A 17,832-nucleotide genomic window follows, 5' to 3' on the forward strand; every position below is an offset into this window, starting at 1 on the left:
ATGCACATCTCCTCTTCGGCGATACACTATGAACCGATTTAGTTCCGCATACCCCTGCAACAAAAGGTAAAGAAATGCAGCTCAAGTCCCGTGCCACGGCCACATTCAGCGCCAAGGCAGCCGCAATCCTCGCCGTCGGGGCCATCAGCCTCACCGCTTGCGGCGGCGGCGGCTCCACCCCGGCTGCCACCAGCAGCAGCGGCGTGCAGCTCATCAATGCCGGAAAGCTCACCATCTGCTCCGACGTCCCCTACGAGCCCTTCGAATTCCAGAAGGATGGCAAGATCGTGGGCTTCGACATGGACATCGCCGGCGAACTGGCCAAGGACATGAAGGCCGAAGTCAACGTGGTGGACAGCTCCTTCGAGGCCATCGAGACCGGCACCGCACTCACGGGCTGCGACGTCTCCATCTCCTCCATTTCCATCACGGATACCCGCAAAGCCGTCATGGACTTCTCCGACCCCTACCTGAACGACGACCTGACCCTCGTGGCATCCGAGGCCTCCGGCATCACGAACATCGAAGGTGCCAAGGGCAAGAAGGTAGGCGTCCAGCAGGCCACCACGGGTGCCAAGTACGCGAAGGACAAGGGCATCGACGCACAGCAGTTCGAGGACACCGGCCTCCTGGTCCAGGCACTCAAGGCGGGCACCATCGAAGCCGCCCTGGGCAACCAGTCGGTGCTCGGCTACGCCATCAAGGATGACTCCAAGTTCAAGCGTGTCGAGAACTACGCCACCGGGGAAAAGCTCGGCATCGCGGTCAAGAAGGGCAACACCGCCATGCTCGACGAGGTCAACACGACGCTGAAGCGCCTGACCGACGACGGAAGCCTCAAGAAGTTCGAGACCAGCTGGTTCGGCGAAGCCACCAAGTAACCGGCGCGCCTGACACCTACGCGGCAGGGGCCTCGTCCGGGATCTGTTCAGCAGTCCGTGCGGGGCCTCCACTGCGCAAAACGAATGTGAGTACACCATGGCAATGACCGCACGACAGCGGGCCAGAGTAAGTCTGTACGTCCAGGCAGGGATTTTCGTTGTGGCCATGGCCGCACTGATCCTGGCCACCGACTGGAAGACCCTCACCACCAACGTCTTCAACTTCGGCAAGATCGGCCCGATGTTCCCGGACATCTTCTTCTCGGGCCTGAAAAACACCCTGATCTACACGTTCCTGGGGTTCATCGTGGGCCTGTCCGGGGGCCTGCTGCTGGCCCTCATGAAGCTCTCCAGCTTCCCGTTGTACCGCTGGATCGCCACCGGCTACATTGAATTCTTCCGCGGCATCCCGGCGCTGCTGGTCTTCATCGCCTTCGGCTACGGCGTTCCGCTGGCGTTCGGTGTCCAGTGGAACGTGGCCGTCGTGGTGATGGTTTCACTGGGCATGGTGGCGGCCGCCTACATCGCGGAAACGCTTCGTGCCGGACTGCAGGCCGTGCCCAGGGGCCAGATGGAAGCCGCGCGGTCGCTGGGCATGCCACAGTGGCGGGCCATGGTCACGATCGTCATCCCGCAGGCCTTCAGGATTGTCCTGCCGCCGCTGACCAACGAGGTCATCCTGCTGACCAAGGACTCCTCGCTGATCTACGTGCTGGGCCTGACGGCGGCGCAGTACGAACTCACCAAGTTTGGCCGCGACGGAATCTCCAGCCTCGGTGCCGGACTCACCCCGCTCCTCGTGGCAGGTGCGTTCTACCTCGTGGTCACCATCCCGCTGAGCCTCCTGGCCCGGAAGTTCGAAAGCCGCTCCGCGCGGACCAAGCGTTAGGCAGGGAAGTCATGAACGACGTCGAAATTCACTCCCGCACCCAAAGCGGGCGCGTCCACGCCGCCGGTGTGGCCATCAAGGACCTGCGCAAATCGTACGGCTCCAACGAGGTCCTCAAGGGCATCAGCCTGGACGTCGCACCGGGGGAAGTGGTGTGCCTGATCGGCCCGTCCGGTTCCGGCAAGTCAACCCTGCTGCGGTGCGTCAACCTGCTGGAGCAGCCTAATGAAGGCAGCATCCATGTGGGCGGCTTCGACGCCACGGATGCCGACGTGGACATCGACAAGATGCGCCGCAAGGTAGGCATGGTGTTCCAGCAGTTCAACCTGTTTCCGCACCTGAATGCGCTGCGCAACTGCACGATCGCCCAGACCAAGGTGCTGAAGCGCCCGCAGGCCGAAGCGGACAAGATCGCCCGGGCCAACCTCGAGCGGGTGGGGCTCGGCCACCTTGCCGACCGCTTCCCGGACCAGCTCTCCGGCGGCCAGCAGCAGCGTGTGGCGATCGCCCGCGCGCTGAGCATGGACCCCGAGCTGATGCTCTTTGACGAGCCCACCTCCGCCCTCGACCCCGAGACCGTCGGTGACGTGCTCTCGGTCATGCGGAACCTGGCCAAGGAAGGCATGACCATGCTGGTGGTCACGCACGAGATGGGCTTCGCCCGCGAAGTCGCGGACCGTGTGGTGTTCATGGACGGCGGCGTAGTGGTCGAGGAGGGCGTGGCCGAGCAGGTCATCGGCTCCCCCACCCAGGGCCGCACCAAGGAATTCCTCCGCCGCGTGCTGGACCCGACCCACATCGAGATCGCCGAGTAGGCCCTCTCAGGGACGCGGTTACACCCCGGCGAGGCGCAAATGCCCCGGCGCTACTGGAATTCCGGTAGCGCCGGGGCATTTCCGCATCACCGGGAATTTAGCGTGTCGCCGGAGCAGCGCGTCACCGTGCGGACCGGGCACGACGGCGGGGCACGCCTGCCGTCGCCAGCTTCCGTTCCAGCCGTCCCGGCGTCATCAGGTCGGCCCACACCCATCGCACCACTGTGCAGCCGGTGGCCCGGATCCTGTCCTCCCGGTATTTCTCGTCCACCACTGCCTGCGGCGGGGTCCGGCCCTTCAGGTATTCCGGCTTCATGTACTTTTCCACGCCATCGAATTCTCCGACGACACGGGCACCGTCCCAGTAGTAGTCCGAGTAGCCAATCAGCCCGGCCCCGTCCCGGATCTCGTGCTGGAGGGCAGGCGTCTCGAAGCCTGCCACATGCATGAGTGCCCGGCTGTACGACTCCCCAGCTGAGGCGGACAGCGGGTCGGCAAACTCGACCGCCACGGTAATCCGTTGTGCTGCCGCGGCCGTGTAGTTCCCCTCGATGTCGGCCAGCAGCTGTTCCTTGGACAGCGCCGGCAGGTTCCTGTCCACGTCCGGCCTCAGCACGTGGTCCAACGGAACGATCGCTTCGGCGAAGGGCGTGAACGCCGCAAGGTCCAGGGCAGTTCGCACGCGGCCGGTCACCAAAAGGCCGTCGTGCCGGAACACCCTCACGCCGTCCGGATCCGCATAGTGCCGGCGAACCCCCGCACGGGACCGGCCGCCGTCGTTCTGAAACGTCAGTGCATGCACCGGATGGCGGTGGCCGACAGTGGGGACGCCCCAGACATTGGCCGCCGAATGACAGGCGAACACCGTCGGCGCAGCGAAGGTTTCGGCGGCCGCCTGCACCCTCAGCCGGTACTGCTCCCACGGAGGGAGGGAGCCCCAGGCGTCGCCGTCCACGTACACTCCGTACCGCAGCCGGACGAGCGCGCCGGAACTACAGCGGCGGGCGCGCATGTTGGGCGTCAATCCTTGCTGAATGTGCTCGCGGGCGAGGACGAGCCGTGGCAGTTCCGTCATGGTTCGTACACTCGCAGGTCAAGGTGCAGCCCAACAGACGTGCGGGGTGACATGTGGATATCCCGGCGGGCTCTGGCGCGCGCAGCCGACGACGCGGAGATCGCCCGGCGACGCGCCCATCCACCGGCGCGCACGGAATTCCGCCCGCGTGAGGTATTTTGCGCGTCGCCAGGCGGGCAACGCGTCGCCGGACCGGTTCCAGCTCCTAGCCGGCAAGCACCCCGGCCACTGCCGAACCCACCGCGGCCTTGATCCTGCCGTGCAGGGCGCGGAGTTCATGCCTGTCGGTGTGCACCTCGATGATGGTGCGTCCCGTGAACGGTGCGGCCAGCGCCTCGGCGAGTCCCGCCGTCGTACTCACCGAACAATGCCCGACGCCGTACGCCGCGGCGAGTGCCGCGATGTCCACTGAGTGCGGGGTGCCGAAGAGGCGTTCGACGGCGTCTCCGTAGCCGCCGGACTCGGCGACAGCGCCGTGTTCCAGGAGGCTGAAGATGGCGCCGCCCGAGTCGTTGAGGACGACGATGTGCAGTTGCGGCTGCTCCTCGCCGGCGCCGAGGAAGAGGCCGCCGGCGTCGTGCAGGAACGTGACGTCCCCGAGCAGCAGGGTGGTTTCCTGGTGGCCGCCGAGGGCGATGCCGGTGGCGGTGGAAATGGTGCCGTCGATGCCGGCGAGTCCCCGGCTGGCGAAGACCGTGGCGGCCGGCTCGGGTGCGGGCTGGCCGGCGAGGTCGACGTCGCGGATTCCGTTGGACGAGCCCAGGACCAGCTGGCCGCGGGCGTTCTGCCAGACGAGGGAGCCGACGGCGGGACCGCTCGCAGACTCCGCCGTGGCAAGTATGCCGTCGACGGCATGCTGGGCCGCGGCGCCTGCGAGCAGCCAGGCGTCGAGCCAGGCGGACGAGCCCCGGCCGGCGAACTCCGCGAGTTCAGCCAGGCTGGCGATGGGCGTTTCCCGGCGCCGACCCGGCTCGTACCACGCGACCGGCACCGGTTCATACAGTGCTGCGGGGACGTCCGTCCGGGCCAGCAGCGCCGACACCGGCCGGGACAGCGTGGGGCGCCCGAACACCACAGCCCGCTCGATGGGCAGCGCCGATTCCGGGCCGAAGTGCTCCAGCAGCAGGCGGTACGGTCCCACGGCGTTGGGACCGAACCGGGAGTTGGACGACGGCTCGGCCAGCAGCGGCAGTCCGTGCGCACGGGCGAAGGCCTCGGCAACCGGACCGGCGTCGTGCCCGGCAAGGACCACGGTACGCCGTTCCGGAAGGTCAGCCGGGGCGGGATCGAGGTTCATGGTGAGCGGTTCGGTGCCGATCCGGAAGGTCCCGTGGCCGCGCTTTTCGGGCAGCCGCTCCCCCGGCTCAGGCACCAAAGGATCACGGAAGGCGAGGTTGAGCTGCACCGGTCCCGGCGGTGTGTCCTCGAAAGCACCCGTCGCGGCGGCAAGCGATGTTTCCACCGCACGCTGCGGGCTCTCGCCGGCGGGAACGTCGACGGCGAAGCGGACGTGCTCGCCGAAGAGGTCCAGCTGGACGGTGGTCTGGTTCGCACCCGTGCCGCGCAATTCTTCCGGGCGGTCTGCGGAGACCACCACCAGGGGTACGGCGGCGTGGTTGGCCTCCATCACGGCCGGGAGGAGATTCCCGACGGCGGTTCCCGACGTCGTCAGCACAGCTACCGGCGCGCCGGTGGCCAGGGCCAGGCCGAGTGCTGTGAAACCGGCCGAACGCTCGTCGATGCGCACCAGCAGTTCGACTTTCCCCGCCGCCGAGGCCTCGGCCAGCGCGTAGGCCATGGGGGCGGACCGCGAGCCCGGGGCTACAACGACGTTCCGCACGCCGCCGTCCAGCAGCGTAGCAACGGCAATCCGTGCGGAAGCCATGGACGTAAGGGCGGGCTCGGGCTTGGCCATGGAAGCTGGGGCTTGGGCAGTGCCAGCGGGGTCTGCAGGGGCGCCGATGGAGTAGGCGGACGGCTCAGGGGGTTCGTGCGAAGTCACCGAACCAGTCTGCCACCAACAGACCCTCCATCAGATCCTGCCGCCTAACCACCAACGCGTCCTCACATCCCGTCGCTTAACCACCAACGCGTCCTCACATCCCGTCGCCAAACGCCCAACGCGTCCTCACTTTCCCAGGGAAAGTGAGGACGCGTTGGGCTAAAAGCGGCGGGATCTGCTGGAGCGTCCGGAAAAAACCGACCAGAGGTGAGGAAGCGTTTGGTACGGAGCCTAGGAGCGGAACACCTGGATCACGGCCGGGCGGGGAGCCCGGACCTGGCCAGGGCGGGGAGTCGCGCCGGCGGCAACGTAGTCCGGGAAGTACGAGTTCGGCGCCTCGAAGGTGCCCTCCTCGCCCGGGTGCTGCACGGAGACGAAGACGCTGCGTTCGGTGTCGTGGACGATCGGTCCACAGGTTTCGGCGTCGCGGGGCACGGCCAGGAACTGCTCCACGCGGCCGCGCTCGGGGCCATCCAGGGTGACCTTGAACAGACCGTCGGCCTTGCCGATGCCGGAGGGGGCGCCGTCGGTGGAGATCCAGAGATTGCCCACGGAGTCAAAGGCCAGGTTGTCCGGGCAGGAAATCGGCGAGACCTGGTCGGCCGGGAAGCCGGAGAAGTAGGTAACGTCACCGGTGGAGGGATCGCCGCAGACCATCAGCAGGTTCCACGTGAACTTCCTGGAGGTCTGGTCGCCGGTCTCCGTAATTTCGACGATGTGGCCATCGCGGTTTTCGTTGCGCGGGTTGATCTCGGTGGCGCCTTCCTTGCCGGGTTTGCCGCGGTCCGAGTTGTTGGTGCAGGCCACGTAGACCTTGCCGGTGTGCAGGCTGGGCTGGACGTCCTCGCAGCGGTCCATCTTGGTGGGGCCCACCTTGTCCGCAGCCAGCCGCGTGTATACGAGGACTTCCTCGACGGACATGCCGGTGACCATGGACTTGCCGCCGACCACGAGGGGCAGCCATTCGCCGGTGCCGTCGAAGGAGCCGTCCACCGGAACGGAGCCCTTGCCGTCGATCTCAGAGGCCGGGGCGCTGCCCGTGAACTTGGCAACGTAGAGGTCGCCCTCGGAGAGGAGCGTCATGTTGTGCTTGCGGTCGCCCTCGCGGTACTTAGCCCTGGAAACGAACTTGTAGAGGTAATCGAACCGCTCGTCGTCGCCAGAGTAGGCAACCACGTGGCCGGACTTGGCCACGATCACGTTGGCGCCCTCGTGCTTGAAGCGGCCCAGCGATGAGTGCTTCTTCGGCGTGGACGTGGGGTCGAACGGGTCCACCTCCACGATCCAGCCGAAGCGGTTGGTTTCGTTTTCGTAGCCGGCGTTTTTCGCGTTGAAACGCGGATCGTCCAGCTCCCACTGCCGCGCCGTGGCCTTGTTGGTGAGGCCGTAACGCTTGTCCGAGGCGGACGTGCCCGGAGCGACGAAGTAACCGTTGAAGTTTTCCTCGCCCGAGAGGATGGTGCCCCACGGGGTGGTTCCGCCGGAGCAGTTGCCCAGCGTGCCGTTGATCCAGCGGCCCTCGGGGTCCGCCACGGTCTTGACCAGGTCCGAGCCGGCGACGGGCCCGGTCAGCTCGTAGCGGGTGCTGTTCAGGTAGCGGCGGTTCAGCGCGGCGCCCTGGACGTAGCTCCAGGGCTTGTTCTTGTTCTTGCGCTCCAGCTCGACGACGGTCAGGCCATGGGCGGCCGCACCCACCGCTCGCATCTGCTTCGCCGGCATGCTGGCCGGGAACATGATGTTCTCGTTCGTGTATTCGTGGTTCGCGAACAGCAGCGCGCGGCGGCCCTTGCTGCCGGGGATCTCGAGGATGTCCGAGTAGTCGTTGTTGTAGCCGAACTGCCGCTCCTGTGCTGCTGCGGTCTGGTTGCCCAGCTCGAACGCCGGGGCGTCCTTGAAGATCGGGTCACCCCAACGGATCACCGGCTGCCAGGTGAACCCAGCCGGCACCGTCACGGCGTCAACCTCCGACGCAACGGAAGGGATTGCGGTGAACTGCAGCTTGGACGCACCCGGGCCAAAACCGATGTTCGCGGCGGCGGACAGTCCCGTCCCGCCGTCGGCGACGGCCTTCTCGGTGGACGTCACGGCACCGCCGAGTACGACGGCGAGGGCACCGGCGGCGCCGAAGCCCAGGGCGGCGCGGCGGGACAGGGTGGTGGAGGCGATGTCGCGGAAGTAGCTGTTGGAGCTCGTGTTGCAGACGTCGCCCGCGCAGGCGTTGTCGCACTTGAGCGCGCAGGTGACAGGGCTGCGCCTGCCTTTGGTGTGGCCGAGCATGGGCAGCAGTGCGAACTTGCGTCCGGAGATTTCAGACATGGAGAGAGACCTTCCAAGGGTTTAGATGCGGCACCGCCACCCTGTCAGCGAAAGCCAACCGGAAGCCGACACTCAGATGAAGATACGGTGAACTCGGCACGTGGATGAGGACGCGTCAGGGAAAACCCGCAGGAGATGAGGACGCGTCAGGGAAAAACCCGCAGGAGATGAGGACGCGTCGCGGGAAAACCTGCAGGATCTGAGGACGCGTTTATTGGGGGGACGGTGCTAAGCCGGGGCGGGGAGTGCAGCGTACGCGCGGCGGAGCCGGGCGAGCCACCATTCCCGGCGCTCGAACGGGGCGGCGTACTGCTCAAGCAGCCCCTCGTCGGCGACGGCATCGCGCAAGCTGATGGCGCCGTCGTCGGCCACCAAAGGTTCGGTAATCACATCCGCGGCGAGCAGCGACACCGTTCCCAGCCCGCACGCATACGGCAGTTCCGGCAGCGCGGCCGCGAGCGCGAGCCCGGCCCGGATCCCCACCGACGTATCCAGGGCGGAACTCACGACGGCCGGCATCCCGGCCTGCGCGACCAGCTCCAGCGCCCGCCGGACACCCCCGAGCGGCGCCACCTTCACCACGAGGAGATCGGCGGCACCGGCACGCGCCACCTTGAGGGGATCGTCTTCCTTGCGGACACTTTCGTCGGCCGCGATCAGCACAGGCACGCCCGCCGCCCGGAGCCGGCTCCGCACCTCCGCCAGGCCATCGATCTCCGGCACGGGCTGCTCCGCGTATTCGAGCCCGACGTCGGCCAACCGGTTCAGTGCCTCCACCGCCGCCGGAACGTCCCAGCCGCCGTTGGCGTCCACGCGGATGGCAGCGTCCGGAAGGGCGGCGCGGACAGCAGCTACGCGGGCTGCGTCGTCGTCGAGCGTCTGGCCGCGTTCTGCCACCTTGACCTTGACGGCGTCCACGCGGCCGAACCGGGCCAGAATTTCCGGCACGGCGTCTGCGGAGATGGCGGGCACGGTGGCGTTGACGGGGATGCGGGTCCGCAGGGGCTCAGGGAAACCGTGCCAGCCGGCCTCGATGGCGGAGGCAAGCCACCGGGAGGCCTCGGCGTCGCCGTACTCGGGGAACGCGCAGAACTCGCCCCATCCCAGCGGGCCGCGGAGGAGCAGCGTTTCGCGTTCCAGGATCCCGCGAAACTTCACGCGCATGGGCAGAACCACCACACGGGCGCATTGCAGCAGATCCTCGAGGGGCGGGTACGGGAGAGGCATGAATTCACTGTACCGGCGCGCCCGGCACCATTCAGGGAGTCATGCTGAGGGAACCGGTGCCTGTTCGTGCTCGACGGCGGCCGGAAGCTTGGTGCCCCCGGCTCCGAAGCGGGCGATCACCGTGGTGCCCCGTCCGGGAGCGGACATCAGCTGGAGCGTACCGCCGGCCTCGCCGATGGTGTCCTTCATGATGCGCAGGCCGAAGTGTCCTTCCGGCGACCCCTGGCTCTGGTCGAAGCCGCAGCCGTCGTCCTGGATACGGATCTCCGAACCGTGGCCGTCCTGATGGAGGTGGAGCTCAGCCTTGGTCGCCCTGGAATGCTTGGCGGTGTTGGCCAGGGCCTCACGGGCAACCCGGTAGAACAGTGCCGCGCGGTCCCGGTCCAGCTCACACTGCTCCGGCAGGTCCAGCTCCAGGGTGATCCCGCGTTCCTCGAGCGGATCGCCGAGCCGGGCGAGCGCCCCGGAGAGGCCGAGGCGGTTCAGGTCCGGCGGGTACAACTCGCTGGTCATGGCCCGCAGGCTGCGGACGTTGTCCTGCAGAATCCGCCGGGCGTCGGAGAACAGCGCACGCTGGCCCACCGGGCTGTGCAGTTCCTCAGACTCCATCACGTAGGACAGCCCCGAGAGCTCCTGGATCACCTCGTCGTGCAGGTCCCGGGCAATGCGCTGGCGCTCGAGCTCGGAAGCCTCGATGGCCCGGCGCAGCAGGCGGCTCCGGCCCGCTTCGTAGGCCTGGATCCTGCGGGCGAGCTGGACTGCCGGGAACAGCTGAGCCAGCTGCAGGACGGCAAGTGAGAGCAGGAACGGCGGGGCCATGCCGAACAGAACGGAGGCCTGCTCCTGGCGGACGCCGTCGTCGTCGTAATAGCACTCAAACACCAGTTTCTGCCCGTCAGGAGCCACGACGGGCACGTAGACCTCCACGAGCTCGCCGTTCTCGACGTCGGGCGTGTTGACCTCGTCCTTCTGAGTCTCCAGGTTGGCGGGGACGTCCCCGCCGTCCAGGACCTCCTGTGCCTCGTGCGGCAGGTCGAAGGTCTTGCCGATCAGCTTCGGATCTTCCGAGTAGACAATGCGTCCCTCTTTGTCCCACAGCCTGATCTCGAACACCGAGGTCTCCCCCATCCAGGGGCGGAGGCGCTCGTCGAGCCGCTCAACGGCGGTGGGATCGCCGGACAGGACTTCCTTGTCCAGCAGCGGCCCCACCACGTTGTTGGCCAGGTGGTCGGTGGCCTCCTTGGAGTTCTCCAGCGCGTGGCGTTCCGCCTCGGACCAGATCCAGAAGGCCACCGGGGTGGTGACCACCACCAGGGCAACCAGCCCCATCAGCAGGAACCGCCGGACGGCCTTGAAAACCTCGGAATTGTGGTAGGCCGGCGATTCGAACGGGCGGAACAGAGCAGGTTTACGGAGCGACGGCCTAGCCATTTGACGGCTGCTCGAGCATGCCGCGCCGTGACGCTTCCATGACCGATTCGAGCTGCGAGTGGGTTCCAAGCTTGGCGAAGATGGCCTTCACGTAGCCGCGGCAGGTGTTGAGGGAGATGTCCAGCTTGCTGGCCACTTCCTTCGACCCGTGGCCACCGGCCATCAGCCGGAGCACATCCAGCTCCCGGGGCGTCAAGACGGGTCCGCCGGGCTCCACTTCGCGGACCACGGGGGCCGGAGCGGGGGTGGACATGCCCAGCTGGGCCACCAGCGAGGGATGCACCACCATGTTGCCGGCCCGCGCATAGCGGAGGGTATCCAGCAAGGTGGACAGCGATCCGCCCTTCGGCAGGAAGGCGCAGATGCCCATGGAGGCGGCGGTCCGCAGGGCTTCCGGCGTCGGGTCGCCGGTGAGCATGACGATCCGGGTATTGGGGGCGTCAGCCAGGATGCGGGCAGCGGCGGTGAGGCCGTCGCCGTCGGGCAGGTGGAAGTCCATGATCACGACGTCGGGCTTGAGGGCGATGCTCTGCTCCACGCCGCTCTTGGCGGTGGTGGCCGAAGCGACGCTCCGCAGGTCGGGCTCGCGGTCGAGGGCTGCCGTCAGCAGTTCCGTGAACGTGCTGTGGTCGTCGATGGTCAGGATGCTGATTTCCCGGGTGATCTGGGAAGTTGCCGGGGGCTGGGCACCCGAATCTGTGAGGTCCATGTCATCCTCGCTGGCGGCTGTTGCCTGGAGCAGCCGGGCGTGCGCTTCGCGGAGCGGCCGTCCGGGGAGGCAGCCGATCTCCTGGTCCATGACCCGGCGGCACCGCCCGTAGGCCCGCAGCGCTTCCATGTACTGCCCGGATTCTTCCAGGCCCAGGATCAAGGCGGTCCAGGCGCGCTCGTTGATGGGATCGTCCACGAGCAGTTCGCTGGCCAGGGCCACTGCGCGCTCCGGGTGTCCGACGGCGACGGCTGCTTCCGCGGCCCGTGCCTTGATGCTCGCAACGCGGGCTGAGTGGAGCGAACGCTCTTCCTCTGCCCAGCCGGCCAGCAGCTCATCGCCGAGCAGCGGCACGGAGGCGATGCCGAGGGCCTTCTCGAGCAGCCGGAAGGATTCCTCCGGTGAGGCGTGCCCCGCCTGCTTCAGAAGCTCATCGAACCGATCGAGGTCCAGGTCAACCATGGTGCGGTCGATCATGTAGCCTCCGGTGACTGTGCGGAGGGCTCCGCCCTTGCCGCTTCCGGGCTGAAGGTGGCGGCGCAGGACGCTGACGTAGCTTTCCAAAGTGGACAGTGCCTCAGACGGCGGCTGGCCATTCCACAAAACTTCGATCAGGTGGTTCTTGGAGACCGGGGTCCCCAGCTTGAGCAACAGGATTTCAAGGACCTGGCGGGGCTTGGGCCCGCCAAGCTCGTGGGATCCGATCTCCACGCCGCCGCGGCGGACACGGAGCGGCCCCAGGATGTTGATGGACAACTTCGTCGTTGTTCCACCGGCGTCTTCCGTTGAGTTCGGAAGGTACTCGTCGTCGTTGACTCTCCGGGACCAACGAGTATCTTCTGCAACAGTTTGTACCATTTTGTGCACCTATCCCCATGAACTGCATTCCCCATGAATGGCTTGGATTCATACTTGTCACTCGGGCAAGTGTGGGCACGAGTATCGAGTACTCGACTTTCGGCTGGGCCACTACTTGGTTGCTTTCGCATCAAGCGGGCCACCACCAGGTTTGGGTGGCCCGCGGCTCCCCTGGAACCTCTTGCCGGGAATACAGCCGCGCTTCAGACACCAAGTTTTTCCCAAGAACCCGGGGTTAGATTCGTATTACCGCAGTAACAACGGTGCTATTGCGATCCTCGTCCCCGGAGGACCGCCGAATCAGCGTGAAATGGGTGATCCAATGAGACAGACCATGGCCGGGCCGGGTACAACCAAGTATTCCGAGTACTCGGCGATGAGCGTCTTTGCCGGCGACCCCGGAAGCCCAAAAATTTTTGCGTGGCCGGTCCCGCCTCGCGTCGTGTTACGTGCGTCACACGACAACTTCGCCCGGGTAATCCCATGAACACGGCCGGCGCACTGCGCACGGAAGTACGTTCCGTCCGCTTCCGGCTGCTGGCCACGCTGCTCGTCTTCATGGCCGTGGGCCTCTTTGTCGCCGGCGCAGTCACCCATGCCGCCCAGCTGAACAGCCTCAATGACCGCGTCAATGCCGAGCTCCAGTTGCCACGCAAGAACCTGGACGAGCTGGCCAAGCGCGGCCAGCCCAATTCCGGTGCAGCTTACGCCTCCCTGCACAGCCTGTTTACAACTTATCTGCGCAGCGGGCCTCCCGGCGGCTACGTGTCGGTGATGACCGTGGTCCGCGGCCGCAGCGTCATCCTGCCCTTCGGGGAGCAGCCGACCAAGCTCAACACGGCCGCTGTCACCGACAACATGTGGGATTGGAGTGTGCCCCGTCAGACCGTGATGCGGGACATCGACGTCGACGGCCGGCAGGTCCGCCTGGCCATCACGTCGGTGTCACTGGCGGGCGCGCGGCCAGACCAGGGTCTTCTGATTGCCTCGAGCGAGATCGGAGCCCAGCGCGCGGAGGTTTTCGCTTCGATGTGGACCTTCGCCCTGGCGTCCACCGCGACGCTCGCAATGACCGGCCTGGTGGGTTATCTGGTCACCGGGCGGCTGCTGCGCCCCGTTCGGCGGCTCCGCGAGGCCACAGAGGCCACGACATTTGAGGACCTGACCAAGCGGGTGGAAGTGCCCGACAGCACCGACGACATCGCTCAGCTGGCCATGAACTTCAACCGAATGCTCGAACGGCTGGAATCCGGATCGGAAAACCAGCGCCGCTTCGTCCACGATGCCAGCCACGAACTGCGCACCCCCATGACGATCATTCGCGGCTACCTGGAGCTGCTCCACGCCGGGGACCCCGACGACGTCGACCAGACCCGCGAGCTGCTCCTGGACGAGCTTGACCGGATGCAGGTGCTGGTGGATGACCTGCTGCTGCTTGCCCGCAGCGGACGGCCCGACTTCGTGACGCCCGGCTGGGTGGAGGCGGATGACCTCTTGGAGGACGTCCTGAACCGCGTCCGGGTCCTCGGCGAGCGCCAGTGGCGGCTGGAGGCCAGGCCCGGCGGCCTGATCCGCGCTGACCGCCGCCGGCTGACGCAGGCGCTGGAGCAGCTCGCGGCCAACGCGGTCAACCACACCTCTGAGTCGGACCGGATTTCCGTTGGCGGCGCCTGGGTAGAGGACGACGGCGGCGCTCCCCAGGGCGGGCGGGCAGTAGTTGTGCGGGAGCCGGCAGCGCGGCATTCCCCCTCCAGGGAGCTGGAAATCTGGGTCTCGGACACCGGCACGGGGATTCCGGCGGACGAGCATGAGCGCATATTCGAACGCTTCGGCAAGGGCCGCAACTCGGCGGCCATGGAAGGCTCGGGCCTCGGCCTTTCCATCGTCAAAGCCATCGCCGAGGCACACGGCGGCACTGTGCTTCTGGAGTCGGAGGAGGGCAAAGGCAGCCGCTTCGCCCTGCGGATACCATCCGGCGGCACAGATGAGAGCGATGAAACCGATGGCTCCGTCGCGGCGGACACCGGCGGCGACACCGAGGGCTTCGACGCAAAGGATGGTGCACGGCCCAAAAAACGGCACCGCGGCGGGAAGCCGAAGCTGGCCGGACCGGAGTCGGGCATTGAACTGGCCATGCGGACGGGAGGTACGCCATGACACGGATCCTGATCGCCGACGACGAGCCCCGCATTGCTGCCTTCCTCGCCAAAGGCCTCACGGCGGCCGGCTACACCACCACCCAGGTCTTCGACGGGGTGAAGGCGCTGGATTACGCGACGTCAGGAGAGTTCGACCTCCTCATCCTGGACATCAGCATGCCGAGGATGGACGGGCTTACCGTCCTCAAGAACCTCCGGAACATGCACTCAACGATTCCGGTGATCGTGCTGACGGCGGCGGACAGCCTTGAGAGCACTGTGGCGGCGCTCGACGGCGGTGCGGATGACCACATGACCAAACCCTTCCGGTTCGAGGAACTGCTCTCCCGCATCAAGCTCCGGCTCCGCGGCGCGCAGGTGGTTGCGTCCGCCCCGACGTTCGTCTGCGGCGACCTGTCCCTCGACGTGAATCTCCGGACGGCAGAGATCCGCGGCCGCGTGATCGACCTGTCTGCCAGGGAGTTCGTCATGGCGCGGACATTCATGGAGAACGCCGGCAAGGTGCTCAGCCGCGAGCAGCTTCTGAGCCGGGTGTGGGGCTACCACTTCGAGGGGTCGTCCAACGTGGTGGACGTATACGTGCGGTACCTGCGGCACAAGCTGGGTGCGGACCGCATCCAAACCGTCCGGGGCGTGGGCTACCGGCTCGTATGCCTTGGCGCTGATGGCACGAACGGCCATGGCGGTCCGGTTCAAACCCCATAATTGCACTAAACCCACCCCGCCCGGCGATGAGAAGACTCTCATCCGCGTCTCATCCCTGCCTCACCTTCACGCTTCAAAGTGAAAGCACGAAGGAGGTGTGCCGGCTGATGAAGAAGTGGTCGTTGCTGAGCATTCCGCTGGTGGGTTTCGCCGGAATAACTGTCTGGGCGCAGGCTGTTGCCGGGGCTCCAACAGGTCTGGAACCGGGCGTGATTGTTACCGAGGTGGCCCCCCGCCACTCGGTCCAGGAGGTCGGGGGATCCACTGAAAATCGGCGGCTGTCGCCGGACACCGACCCCGCTGCCGCGCCCAAGACTACTTCTCCGGCGCTTAAATCGGCTCCGCTGAACGATGCCACCACCGAGGAGTCCGGCGTCGAGTTCGTGGAGCCGGCGCAGGTCACTTCCCCGGCACCGGCACCCACCGACAATTCAACGTCCTCGAGCCAGCTCGATGACAAAGGCGGTCTCTCCAGCAACAACGGCAGGAGTGGCAGCAGCAATGGCTAGGCACACCCGGAGGCAGTCCGCAGAAGCAGTTTCTCCAGGCAAGAAGGAGCCAGTGATGCACACGGAATTCCGCGACCTGTATGAACCCATCCCGCCGGAACGGTGGGGGGCGACGGTCGACGCTGCCTTTGGCGAACCGACGACTGTAATGGTGGACGACTCCGAGCTTCATCAACAGGTCCTGGATATTATCCACAACGTGCTCGCCACGGCTGACCCGCGGTCGGATGTACGGCGCCGGCTCCTGCGCCATCTGGCTGAGAACCCGGGGCATCCCGAACAGGCACTGCTCGACCACCTGCGGGACCGGAGCCGGCGCGGCGGACGTCCCGCACGCGGCGGCCGGGCCGCAACAGTGGATCCGCACGTCTAGCAGGCGAACAGCGCAGCATCGGCTGCCCCACAGACCGGGTACCCGCCGCGGCACGGGTACCCGACGTATGTTCGGCCCGGGTTGGTTCATCCGGGCCAGTCCCTCAGAAGAGCAGCAGGACGAAGCCCCCGACGGTGCTCAGGATGCCCACTCCGGTGAGGATCCAGCCGAGGACCAGGATGACGTTGTCGTGCTTGGGCGGTTTCAGGCCCCAGCGTGAAGGGTGGCAGAGATCGTAATGGAGCTCCACCTGGGTGCCGGCCACGAGGCCCCGGGCGACGTCGGATTCCACCAGGGTCTGGCGCGGGACGTTCTCCTGGTCGGTCCAGCGGAAGCCGGTGAAGCCACCGGCGGTGTAAACCTCACCCGTGGTCCTGGTCCAGGCGCAACGGCGCCGTTCGATAATGAGTCCCCATACGAGCAACGGCACGCCGGGGAGGAAGCCCACCCACGTCATCATTTCCAGGATGGGGCCAAGTACATCCGCGAGACCGCCCATGCACCAACTTTAGCCGTCAGCCGGCCTGCGTTTAGCCCCCGGGACAGCCCCCGGTTCAGGGCGTCAGCTGCCGGTCTCCTCCGGGTGCTCCCGGGCGCGCTTGGCCTCGGGGGTCTCGCCCTGCTGCGGGATGAAATCCGGGTCCAGCTTGGTGCTGAGGTCGGTTTCGTCGCGGTCGGATTCTGCGCGACCGGGCTCTTCGGAAACAGTGCGCGTCTCGTCTGGGTTTTCGGTCATGCCCCCAACGTAATCCCCCTGCCCCACGGAGTCGAGCATCCGGGAAGACCGGGCGAACAGGACGCGCTCACCGGCCGGACAGGCGCCTCCCAGCAAACTGTGACACCCTTGCTACGATGACTTTCCAGCTCAGGGACCCCCGCCGTAAGAAACAGGGCCGCCAGCAGCAGGGCCGTCAGAAGCCCCGCGGGCCTGCCGGACGGATGCGCCTCGCGGCGGGCACCGGCTTCCTCTTCGCCGTGGCCACCCTGGCGTGCGCCGCGGGGCTCGCGGCCACTTACTACTACTTCGTCCGCACCACGACGGGGCAGTTCATCGACGAGTCCGCCCTGGTGGAGGCCGTGGACATCCACGGGCCCGCGGGCAAGGTGACCACCCGGTTCCTGGACTGGCTGCCCACCATCTCCCTGGTGATGGCCGCCGTCGTCGTTCTTCTGGTAACGGTGATTCACCGCCGATGGCGGGCCGCGGGTATTGCCGTTGCGGCGTGCGTCGCGGCGAACATCGCAACGCAGGTGCTCAAGGACCTGCTGCCGGTGCGGCCGTACCGGGGCGTAGAGACGCTGGAGCTGAACTCGCTGCCGTCCGGTCACACCACGCTGGCGGCGTCCGCGGCGGCGGCCGTGTTCCTGATGTCGTCCCCGCGGTGGCGGCCGCTGGCCGGCTTTGTCGGCGGCACGTTTGCGATCGCCTCGGGCATGTCCACCCTCGTGAACCAGTGGCACAGGCCGGCGGATGTGGTGGCGGCATTCCTGGTGGTGGGCTGTTTCATGATTCCCGCGGGCTGGCTGATTCTCCGCAACGACGGCCATGAGTGGAACGTCTGGGACGGCTTCGGCGGCCACTGGGGCTCGGCGCGGCTGTGGATCGGGCTGCCTGTGGTGCTGGGGCTGGCCTCGGCAGCGGTGTCCGTGTACTCGCTGATCATGATTGCCCCGGGCATCGGCCACGAGGCCAGTACCACCAACTACTTCTGGGCGGGCATCTCACTGATCGTGATCGCCGGGTACCTCGCCACCGTGGCCACGACGTCGCTGTTCGCGTACGCCGTCCGACGCCGGAACTGACCGGGGGCTGGCCTCACCTTCCCCTGTCCACACCGCCCGCAACCTTTACAACCCCGGCCGGGGAGCACACAATAAGTCGC

16 protein-coding genes are annotated in these 17,832 nt (G+C 66.8%); 8 read left to right on the plus strand and 8 right to left on the minus strand.

Annotated elements, in window-relative coordinates; genetic code table 11:
* The first annotated feature begins 74 nt into the window (after positions 1 to 74).
* From G9E11_RS05590 to G9E11_RS05600, 3 genes are all read left to right on the plus strand, one after another.
* Complete coding sequence (locus tag G9E11_RS05590) at positions 75 to 881, plus strand: ABC transporter substrate-binding protein (protein WP_190603706.1); 807 nt, start codon at positions 75 to 77, stop codon at positions 879 to 881.
* Positions 882 to 978: 97 nt separating this feature from the next.
* On the plus strand, positions 979 to 1,770 hold the full coding sequence (locus G9E11_RS05595; RefSeq protein ID WP_190603709.1) for an amino acid ABC transporter permease: 792 nt from the start codon (positions 979 to 981) through the stop codon (positions 1,768 to 1,770).
* A gap of 11 nt (positions 1,771 to 1,781) precedes the next feature.
* On the plus strand, positions 1,782 to 2,585 hold the full coding sequence (locus tag G9E11_RS05600; RefSeq protein ID WP_111905072.1) for an amino acid ABC transporter ATP-binding protein: 804 nt from the start codon (positions 1,782 to 1,784) through the stop codon (positions 2,583 to 2,585).
* Between the two features lie 121 nt (positions 2,586 to 2,706).
* On the opposite strand, the gene G9E11_RS05605 is transcribed toward G9E11_RS05600, so the two are convergent.
* The 6 genes from G9E11_RS05605 to G9E11_RS05630 form a co-directional block, all read right to left on the minus strand.
* Entirely contained in the window at positions 2,707 to 3,660 is a 954-nt protein-coding gene (locus G9E11_RS05605; protein WP_190603711.1) for a hypothetical protein, read from the minus strand.
* A 205-nt stretch (positions 3,661 to 3,865) separates the two neighbouring features.
* A complete protein-coding gene (menD, locus tag G9E11_RS05610; protein WP_194717952.1) occupies positions 3,866 to 5,575 on the minus strand; it encodes a 2-succinyl-5-enolpyruvyl-6-hydroxy-3-cyclohexene-1-carboxylic-acid synthase in 1,710 nt (569 codons plus the stop codon).
* A gap of 318 nt (positions 5,576 to 5,893) precedes the next feature.
* On the minus strand, positions 5,894 to 7,978 hold the full coding sequence (locus tag G9E11_RS05615; protein WP_190603716.1) for a PhoX family protein: 2,085 nt from the start codon (positions 7,976 to 7,978) through the stop codon (positions 5,894 to 5,896).
* A 228-nt stretch (positions 7,979 to 8,206) separates the two neighbouring features.
* Positions 8,207 to 9,205, minus strand: coding sequence for an o-succinylbenzoate synthase (locus tag G9E11_RS05620; protein WP_190603717.1), 999 nt, complete (start codon positions 9,203 to 9,205; stop codon positions 8,207 to 8,209).
* Between the two features lie 39 nt (positions 9,206 to 9,244).
* A complete protein-coding gene (locus tag G9E11_RS05625) occupies positions 9,245 to 10,636 on the minus strand; it encodes a sensor histidine kinase (RefSeq protein WP_190603719.1) in 1,392 nt (463 codons plus the stop codon).
* Positions 10,629 to 12,203 carry a BTAD domain-containing putative transcriptional regulator gene (locus G9E11_RS05630; protein WP_190603721.1) on the minus strand — a complete coding sequence of 525 codons (1,575 nt, stop codon included), beginning with the start codon at positions 12,201 to 12,203 and terminating at the stop codon, positions 10,629 to 10,631. The genes G9E11_RS05625 and G9E11_RS05630 overlap by 8 nt, the downstream gene beginning before the upstream one ends.
* Positions 12,204 to 12,686: 483 nt before the next feature.
* On the opposite strand from G9E11_RS05630, the gene G9E11_RS05635 reads away from it, so the two are divergent.
* The 4 genes from G9E11_RS05635 to G9E11_RS05650 all read left to right on the plus strand — a co-directional run bounded on the left by G9E11_RS05635 (position 12,687) and on the right by G9E11_RS05650 (position 15,949).
* Positions 12,687 to 14,360 (plus strand): sensor histidine kinase, encoded by a 1,674-nt coding sequence (locus G9E11_RS05635; protein WP_190603723.1) that lies wholly within the window; start codon positions 12,687 to 12,689, stop codon positions 14,358 to 14,360.
* On the plus strand, positions 14,357 to 15,067 hold the full coding sequence (locus G9E11_RS05640) for a response regulator transcription factor (RefSeq protein ID WP_190603725.1): 711 nt from the start codon (positions 14,357 to 14,359) through the stop codon (positions 15,065 to 15,067). The genes G9E11_RS05635 and G9E11_RS05640 overlap by 4 nt, the downstream gene beginning before the upstream one ends.
* 107 nt (positions 15,068 to 15,174) lie before the next feature.
* The gene (locus G9E11_RS05645; RefSeq protein WP_190603727.1) at positions 15,175 to 15,576 is read left to right on the plus strand and encodes a hypothetical protein; all 402 of its coding nucleotides are present in this window, start codon (positions 15,175 to 15,177) and stop codon (positions 15,574 to 15,576) included.
* Positions 15,577 to 15,631: 55 nt separating this feature from the next.
* On the plus strand, positions 15,632 to 15,949 hold the full coding sequence (locus G9E11_RS05650; protein ID WP_190603729.1) for a hypothetical protein: 318 nt from the start codon (positions 15,632 to 15,634) through the stop codon (positions 15,947 to 15,949).
* Between the two features lie 103 nt (positions 15,950 to 16,052).
* Here the strand turns inward: G9E11_RS05650 and G9E11_RS05655 are convergent, their stop codons facing one another.
* Together G9E11_RS05655 and G9E11_RS05660 are read right to left on the minus strand one after the other, a co-directional pair.
* Positions 16,053 to 16,448: a hypothetical protein gene (locus G9E11_RS05655; RefSeq protein ID WP_190603731.1), complete on the minus strand. Its 396-nt coding sequence runs from the start codon at positions 16,446 to 16,448 to the stop codon at positions 16,053 to 16,055.
* Between the two features lie 63 nt (positions 16,449 to 16,511).
* Positions 16,512 to 16,685, minus strand: a complete 174-nt coding sequence (locus tag G9E11_RS05660; protein ID WP_190603733.1) for a hypothetical protein — start codon at positions 16,683 to 16,685, stop codon at positions 16,512 to 16,514.
* A 116-nt stretch (positions 16,686 to 16,801) separates the two neighbouring features.
* On the opposite strand from G9E11_RS05660, the gene G9E11_RS05665 reads away from it, so the two are divergent.
* Positions 16,802 to 17,752: a phosphatase PAP2 family protein gene (locus G9E11_RS05665; RefSeq protein WP_190603735.1), complete on the plus strand. Its 951-nt coding sequence runs from the start codon at positions 16,802 to 16,804 to the stop codon at positions 17,750 to 17,752.
* The last annotated feature ends 80 nt before the right edge of the window (positions 17,753 to 17,832 follow it).

Source organism: Arthrobacter ipis, from assembly GCF_014694315.1.
In the GTDB taxonomy this organism is placed as follows: domain Bacteria; phylum Actinomycetota; class Actinomycetes; order Actinomycetales; family Micrococcaceae; genus Arthrobacter; species Arthrobacter ipis.